This is a genomic window from Corallococcus sp. CA053C (assembly GCF_003611675.1).
Lineage (GTDB): Bacteria > Myxococcota > Myxococcia > Myxococcales > Myxococcaceae > Corallococcus.
On sequence record NZ_RAWA01000776.1, the window covers coordinates 1 to 1,327 of the forward strand.

Consider the following 1,327-nt stretch of genomic DNA (forward strand, 5'->3'; position numbering starts at 1 on the left):
GCCCTGGACGTCCTGGCCCCCCACTGTGGAGCCGGCGGCACTCCGGGTGCCTTCCGGGGCAGGGAGCGCGCGGGGGGCGGAAAACGAGGAAGGGGCCTTCCCCCTCCAGCGCGGTGGGCGCGGGAGGCGAAAGGCCCCTTTCGGGACAGCGGGAGCGGCGGTGGCCGCGTCTCAGCCCTTGTACTGGTGCACGGACATGATGGGGTAGTTCATCGAGCGGATGCTGATGCGCTGCGACCCGTCGCTGTTGATGTTGTTGGAGCCGATGAACTGGGGCTTGCCGTCCTTCCAGCCCGCGAACATCACGACGTGCTGGCCGCTGCCCACCTTCATGGAGACCACGTCACCGGGCTTCGCGTCCTTCAGGTCCACGCGCTTGAAGTTCGGGTCGCGGTCCAGGTTGCCCTGGAGGGTCATCACGGAGGCGCTGTGCTGGCTGTCCTTGATCTGCCCCGCCTGCTCCAGGCACGCGGAGACGAAGTTGGCGCAGTTCACGTCGTTGGGGACCCAGTCCTCCATGTCCGCGCCCACGCCGGTCTTCTCCAGCTTCAGCTGGCCGGCGTTCTTGTCCAGGTGCGACATCGCGATGTCGTAGGGGCTGCCACCGGGGCCGCGCGTGCCCGGGCCCGCGCCGCCCGGAGGGGCCGTCACGTTGCCGGAGCCGCTGGAGCCGCCCGTGCCGCCGCGGCTGCCGGACTTGCCGGGCTCGAAGCTGTCCTTGGAGCCGGGGATGTTCAGCGTCTTGCCGGCGTAGATGAGGTTCTTGTTCTTGATGTCCGGGTTCGCCTTCATCAGGGCGCTGACGCTGGTGTTGTAGCGCTTGGCCAGGCCGGACAGGGTGTCGCCAGACTTGATGGAGTAGCTGCTCATGGGGGGCTCCGGGAGGGGGAGCAGTGACCCGACCTCGGTCACCGGCTGCGATTGTTTCCATTCTCGGCATTCAAGAAGCGGAGGTTGCTTCTCCACCTGCTTTTCACTGCAAGCACGCACATGGGAGGGAAGGTCACACCTGGAGCGGAATCCCGGCCCTGGAAGCGCTCCCGTCCACGAGGCTTCCACCCCGGCGGTAGGTCCGAAGGGATGGCGCGGTGCGCAATTTCCGGGGATTTCGGGGGGCCTTCGCCGTCGTGCTTCAGACGTGGGGGTGCGCGGCGCTTGAACGGGGTGGGGGGCGCCGCGCATGGTGGCGGGGTGACGACCATTGCTCATCCCGACTTCACGGCGGCGCGGTTCGCCCGGTTCCCGGACGCGCGCTTCACGCCCGCGCCCCAGGACGGCGTGCTGCCCGAGGGCTTCTTCACCACGACGAACCTGCCCACCTACGTGC

General features: G+C 68.3%; 1 protein-coding gene. It reads right to left on the reverse strand.

The genetic code is table 11. The features are described 5' to 3' along the window. Positions 1-171: 171 nt before the first annotated feature. On the reverse strand, positions 172-870 hold the full coding sequence (locus D7V97_RS43040) for a LysM peptidoglycan-binding domain-containing protein (RefSeq protein WP_120616269.1): 699 nt from the start codon (positions 868-870) through the stop codon (positions 172-174). Positions 871-1,327: the final 457 nt, after the last annotated feature.

Bases quoted from the DNA above. Each gene is read 5' to 3' on its own strand.
- D7V97_RS43040 (WP_120616269.1), bottom strand. From the start codon at position 870: ATGAGCAGCTACTCCATCAAGTCTGGCGACACCCTGTCCGGCCTGGCC.